The organism is Halogeometricum sp. CBA1124 (assembly GCF_009741955.1).
Taxonomy (GTDB): Archaea; Halobacteriota; Halobacteria; order Halobacteriales; family Haloferacaceae; genus Halogeometricum; species Halogeometricum rufum.
The window spans coordinates 1-5,683 of record NZ_WPCD01000224.1 but is presented as its reverse complement, the minus strand read 5'-3'; the positions used below and the strand labels follow the sequence as shown (position 1 = coordinate 5,683).

Sequence of the window (5,683 nt, the reverse complement as noted above, 5' to 3'; positions counted from 1 at the left end):
TCTGAACGGTGATGTCGCGCCCCTCGTGTTCGCCGGGCATGATGGACCCGCCGTAGAGGAACACCGAGGGGAGGTCCGTCCGGATGGACGCCATCATCATCCCGGGGAGGTTCTTGTCGCACCCCGCGACGGTGACGAGGGCGTCCATCCGTTCGCCGAACGCGACGAGTTCGACGGAGTCGGCGATTATCTCCCGGGAGATGAGCGACGCCTTCATCCCCTCGGTGCCCATCGAGATGCGTCCGAGATGGTGATGGTGCCGAACTCGATGGGCATCCCGCCCGCCTCGTCGACGCCCTCGATGGCGGCGTCGGCCACGTCGTCGAGGTGGACGTTACACGGCGTGATGTCGGCCGCGGGGTTGGCGACGCCGACCATCGGCGACCCGAGGTCCTCGTCGTCGAACCCCATCGCCCGGAACATCGCGCGGTGGGGGGCGCGGTCTGCGCCCTCTGTCACCTCCGAACTCGGGAGGCTGGCATCTTTTCCGCTGGAGAACGGTTCGTCGTCCTCCTCCTCGCGGGGTTTCTGACTGCTCATACAGGCCCCTATCCGTCTGTACCCTTAAAGTGCCGCGCCCGGACAGTATTTACATCCAATCGTCGACGCGACGACGGGCCCGACGGCGTCGGGGCCCGGCCGCGGAGCGACCGGCCGGGAGTGTCAAGCAGGAGATAACTACATGCCGGTCGCGTCCCTAGGAACTGTCGGACCGGCACTCGAAGCGGCGAGATGCCGGACAAGACCCGACATATGCCATCGACAGTTCCACAGTTGTCCGCGGCGGTCGTACAGTCCGACAGCTTCGCGCAGGCGACGCAACCGGAGGTCCTCGAAGCGATACGTAACGACCCGCTGCTCGCGTCGTCGCTGTGGGTCAACATCGCGCTCGCCGGCCTGTCGATACTGCTGTTCGTCTACATGGGACGAGACGTCGCGGAACCGCGCGCCAGGTTCATCTGGGTCGCGACCCTCCTCGTTCCGCTCGTGTCGATATCCAGCTACGTCGGATTGGTGTCGGGGCTGACGGTCGGCGTCCTGGAGATGCCCCCGGGCCACGCGCTGGCGGGTCAGGAGGTCCTCTCCCCGTGGGGGCGGTATCTGACGTGGACGTTCTCGACGCCGATGATTCTGCTCGCCCTCGGTCTCCTCGCGGGGACGGACACGACGAAGCTGTTCACCGCGATTACGATGGACGTCGGGATGTGCGTGACCGGGCTGGCGGCGGCACTCGTCACGTCGTCGCACCTGCTCCGCTGGGTGTTCTTCCTCGTCAGCTGTGCGTTCTTCGTCGCGGTGCTGTACGTCCTCCTCGTGGAGTGGCCCGCGGACGCGACGGCCGCGGGGACCGACGAGATATTCGAGACGCTGAAGCTGCTGACGGTCACGCTGTGGCTCGGCTACCCGATCCTGTGGGCGCTCGGAAGCGAGGGGTTCGCCGTGCTGAGCGTGGGACTCACTTCGTGGGGCTACTCGGGCCTCGACATCCTCGCGAAGTACGTCTTCGCGTACCTGCTCCTCCGCTGGGTCGCCCAGAATCAGCGCGTCGTCGGGTCGGCCCCGTCCATTCGGGACGACGCGGCGACTGCGACCGACGACTGAGGCGACGCCGTCGTCTCAGTCCTCTCTGCCCGCCAAGCCGGCGAGGTGGGGAAGTTCCGCGAGCAGTATCTCCTCGACGCCCAGTCGGACCGCGTTCTCGCTCCCGGGGAGACAGCAGACGGGCGTCGAGTCGACGATACCGGCCGTCGCGCGGGTGGCGACGACGCGCGTGCCGATTTCGTCGGCGGAGAGTCGGCGGAACAGTTCGCCGAATCCGGGGAGCGTCTTGCCCGCGAGGTCCTCGACGGCTTCGACGGTCACGTCGTCGGGAGTGACGCCCGTCCCGCCCGACGTGACGACGGCGTCCACGTCGTCGCGGTCCACGAGGCGGTTCACCGTGGACTGGACCCCGTCGAAGTCGTCGGCGACGAGTTCGCGGACGGTCACCTCGTGCCCGCCGTCCTCGAACGCGGCGACGATTGCGTCGCCCGCGCCGTCCTCGTCTATCGACCGGGAGGAGGAGACGGTGACGACGCCGACGCCGAGCGTCTCGACGTCGTGACTGTGGTGGTCGTGATGGTCGTGGCCGTCGTGCTGGTCGTGTTCCTCGTGATGGTCGTGGCCGTCGTGCTGGTCGCGTTCCTCGTGGTGGTCGTGGCCGTCGTGCTGGTCGTGTTCCTCGTGGTTGCCGTGTTCCTCGTGACTGTCGTGGCTATCGTGGTCGTTCACGACCGACCGGTTCGGCCCCGCCGGACAAAGTTCTCGCGCCCTCGGCTACTCGTCGCCGGCGTTCGCGACGCCGTCGACCGTGAGTGCGGTCGCCGCCGCGGACAGGTCGTCGAACCACTGCTCGGCCCACGCGTACGCCTCGTCGGTGTCGTTGACGATGATGCCGCGGACGCCGGTGTCGCTGTAGACGACGACGCCGGCCTCCTCCTCGGTTATCCACACACCGAAGGAGAACGGGACGTCGACGCGCGAAATCGACACCTGTTCGTCTCGCAGTTGCGTGGCCAGAATGTCACGGGTGCTCGGCGAGGCCACCATTCGGTCGAGGACGTCGCCGTCGATGAGCATCTCGATGCGGGCCTCGCCCTCCTTCGCGGCATCGTAGAACGACTGCAGGTGCCCGGAGAGGACGACCGGAGCGATGCCGCGCACGTGCGAGGCGTCTTCGATGCTCTCGAAGAGGCGTTCGACGACGCCGTCCGGCATCGTCGGGGTCGTCACCTGCACCTCCGCACCGTCGAGGAACACCGGGTCGAACGGCGTATCCGGGGGAAGGTGGCCGAGGGCGGCGACGGCGTCGCTCACGGTCCGCATCCGGTCGTGGAACGCCCCGACGGCGTCCAGGGCGCACTCGGCGGCCATCGTCGCCTCGTACTCGCCACCGGCCTGTCTCACCAGGCCCGCGTCGAGGAGTTCGCGAATCGCCCGGTCGACGGTCGAACGCGAACTGCTGACCGACTCCGTCAACTCCCGCTTTGTTTGAGGTTCCCGAACGATGGCCCGAAGAACGCCTTCCCGGCTGAGAACTACCTCTTCGATGTGCCGTCCGTCTCCCGGCATCGTCTCCACATCGTAGACGACCCGCATGAAGATTGTGAATCACTCTCTCACGGCCTCCGGCCGGCACCGTCGCGGCCGGCGATTCCGAGGAGGGGTGCGCCGCGAATATCGTCGTTCGTCGAACTAAAGGTAAGACGTGTGTGGAGACGGGGGCTTTTGTCGTCTCCCCGTGACGGGGTGTCTATGAAGGCTGTGCAATTCGCGGAACACGGCGGGCGCGAGGTAATCGAGTACGGCGACTTCCCGGACCCTGAGGCCGGACGGGGGGGAAGTCGTGGTGGACGTGAAGGCGGCCGCGCTGAACCACCTCGACATCTGGACGCGAAAGGGGATGCCCGGCATCGACCTGGAGATGCCGCACATCCCGGGCAGCGACATGGCCGGCGTCGTCCACGAAGTCGGCGAGGGCGTCACCCGCTTCGAACCCGGTGACCGCGTCGCACTCATCGCGGGCGTCGCCGGAGAGAACACCGAGTTCTCCCGAAAGGGCGACCCGACCCTGTCGTACGACTTCCACATCATCGGCGAACACGTCCGCGGCGTCCACGCCGAGTACGCCGCCGTCCCCGAGGAGAACCTCGTCCCCGTGCCCGAGGGCGTCGACTGGGAAGTCGCCGGGTCGTCGTCCCTCGTGTTCCAGACGGCGTGGCGGATGCTCGTCGACAGGGGCGAACTCCGCCCCGGCGAGTCCGTCCTCGTCCTCGGCGCGTCCGGCGGCGTCGGCCACGCCGCGGTCCAGATAGCCGACCACGCCGGCGCGGAGGTGTTCGCCACCGCCTCGACGGACGAGAAACTGGAGTACGCCCGCGACTGCGGCGCGGACCACACCATCAACTACGAGGACGAGGACTTCGCTGCGGAGATTCGCGACGCCACGGGCCGCCGCGGCGTCGACATGGTCGTCGACCACATCGGCGCGGCGACGTACGAGGACTCCCTGAAGAGTCTCCGGAAGGGCGGCCGCGTCGTCACCTGCGGGGCGACGACGGGCCCGAACCCCGACGCCGGCCTGAACCGCATCTTCTGGAACCAACTGTCGGTCATCGGGTCGACGATGGCGACGCCCGGACAGGCCGACGAGGCCCTGGACCTCGTCTGGGACGGCACCTTCGAACCGCGCGTTCGCGAGGTGCTGCCGATGAGCGAGGCGGCCCGCGCCCACGAGATGATAGAGAACCGTGAGGGCTTTGGCAAGGTGGTGGTAATTCCCGATAGTGAGCTCTGAGGACGACGACACGGGCGGATACGTCCACCGACCCGACGGCACCGCCGGGAGCGACGCCGGCTACGAGGAACCCGAGCCCGCGGGGTTCGGCACGCGCGGGTGGGGACTCGTCGCCGTACTGGTGCTGTGTACGCTCGTCGTCCCGGGAATCATCTACCTCGACCCGTCGGTGTTCGCGTCGCTCGGCATCCCCTACACCGTCGCGCTCCTCGTCCTCCCCCTCCTCCCGGCCGGCATTCTCGGCCTCACCGCCGTCTGGTCGATGACGGGCGCGACGAACGGCGGCGACGAGGACGACTGACCGCCGCGGCGGCGAGCGCTTTGTTTGTTCGACCATAAGTATGTTAGCGACAAGACTTATCTTCTTCCGTGGGAGACAATCACATGCACAGATGTTCGAGCAGTTCTCGAGCGGTTACTACCTGGGTCGCCTGTACGTCGAACCGTACGACGGCGACGTTCCCGCGATACAGCGAACCGACCACACGCACGTCAACGAGCGACTGTACGCCGAGGCGGAACTCGTCCGCCTCGACGTGCCCCTCGTGATGAAACTCGACGCCGGGCACTTCCCCGTCGTCGGCGACGAGAGCGTCCCGTCGGGCACACTCGCCCTCCCGCAGGAGTTCGCGGACGCGAACCTCCCCGACGACAGGGACGTCCTCCTCGCGAAACCGGAGCGAGCGACCGAACTTCTCCGCTACGCGGGGTACGACTTCGACGACGACGCCGTGATGGCCTGAGTCCTCGGTCGGCGCGGTTCGACCGCCGCAGCGGTCGCTTTAATACCGCCTCTCGCGAGCGTTCGCCGTGTACGCCCACTACTGCTGGGAACCGGTCGACGGCGTCGGGTTCGAGGACTGCGCCGTCTCGTTCTCCCCCGGCATTCGGGCGGACGGACTGGTGGTCGCCGTCGGCGGAGACGACGACGCGACGAGAGTGAGATACCGCCTCCGGACGGACTCGGAGTTCCGAACCGAGACGGTCCGAGTCGACCGCTTCGACGCCGGCGAGGGCGACGACGTCGCGGCGTCCGATTCGCTCTCGCTCGTCGCCGAGGGCGGGTCGTGGACCGTCGACGGCGAACCGGCTCCCGCCCTCGACGACTGTCTCGACGTAGACGTGGCAGTGACGCCGCTGACGAACACGCTCCCGATTCGGCGTCTCGGACTGGCTCCGGGGGAGTCGGCGGCGATAGCCGTCACGTACCTCGACCCGCGAACGCTGGACGTGTCGCGCGCGGAGCAACGGTACACACGGCTTCCGTCTGCAGGCGAGAGCGACGGCGACGGGGACCGCTACCGGTACGAGAGCCTCACGTCCGGGTTCACCGCGACGGTGACCGTC

At 67.7% G+C, this 5,683-nt stretch carries 6 protein-coding genes and 2 pseudogenes; 5 read left to right on the top strand and 3 right to left on the bottom strand.

Going from position 1 to position 5,683, the window contains the following annotated elements:
* Positions 1-540: pseudogene (locus GJ632_RS18805) on the bottom strand (dihydroxy-acid dehydratase); the annotation flags it as partial.
* Between the two features lie 234 nt (positions 541-774).
* On the opposite strand from GJ632_RS18805, the gene GJ632_RS18800 reads away from it, so the two are divergent.
* Positions 775-1,602, top strand: coding sequence for a bacteriorhodopsin (locus tag GJ632_RS18800; RefSeq protein WP_305037694.1), 828 nt, complete (start codon positions 775-777; stop codon positions 1,600-1,602).
* A 15-nt stretch (positions 1,603-1,617) separates the two neighbouring features.
* Here the strand turns inward: GJ632_RS18800 and GJ632_RS18795 are convergent, their stop codons facing one another.
* Together GJ632_RS18795 and GJ632_RS18790 are read right to left on the bottom strand one after the other, a co-directional pair.
* Positions 1,618-2,271: a molybdenum cofactor biosynthesis protein B gene (locus GJ632_RS18795; protein WP_343161259.1), complete on the bottom strand. Its 654-nt coding sequence runs from the start codon at positions 2,269-2,271 to the stop codon at positions 1,618-1,620.
* 45 nt (positions 2,272-2,316) lie between these two features.
* Positions 2,317-3,111, bottom strand: a complete 795-nt coding sequence (locus GJ632_RS18790) for a winged helix-turn-helix domain-containing protein (RefSeq protein ID WP_191453734.1) — start codon at positions 3,109-3,111, stop codon at positions 2,317-2,319.
* Positions 3,112-3,294: 183 nt separating this feature from the next.
* On the opposite strand from GJ632_RS18790, the pseudogene GJ632_RS18785 reads away from it, so the two are divergent.
* From GJ632_RS18785 to GJ632_RS22455, 4 genes and pseudogenes are all read left to right on the top strand, one after another.
* A pseudogene (locus tag GJ632_RS18785) lies at positions 3,295-4,336 on the top strand (zinc-binding dehydrogenase).
* Positions 4,326-4,637, top strand: a complete 312-nt coding sequence (locus GJ632_RS18780; protein WP_089808082.1) for a hypothetical protein — start codon at positions 4,326-4,328, stop codon at positions 4,635-4,637. Before GJ632_RS18785 ends, GJ632_RS18780 begins: the two are co-directional and overlap by 11 nt.
* 91 nt (positions 4,638-4,728) lie before the next feature.
* Positions 4,729-5,079, top strand: coding sequence for a DUF5802 family protein (locus GJ632_RS18775; RefSeq protein WP_089808084.1), 351 nt, complete (start codon positions 4,729-4,731; stop codon positions 5,077-5,079).
* A 67-nt stretch (positions 5,080-5,146) separates the two neighbouring features.
* Positions 5,147-5,683, top strand: a 537-nt coding sequence (locus tag GJ632_RS22455; RefSeq protein ID WP_197428085.1) for a putative glycolipid-binding domain-containing protein, incomplete at its 3' end; no start/stop codon positions are given.

Coding starts and splice junctions, on each gene's coding strand:
- GJ632_RS18790 (WP_191453734.1), bottom strand. CDS start 3,111: ATGCCGGGAGACGGACGGCACATCGAAGAGGTAGTTCTCAGCCGGGAA.
- GJ632_RS18775 (WP_089808084.1), top strand. CDS start 4,729: ATGTTCGAGCAGTTCTCGAGCGGTTACTACCTGGGTCGCCTGTACGTC.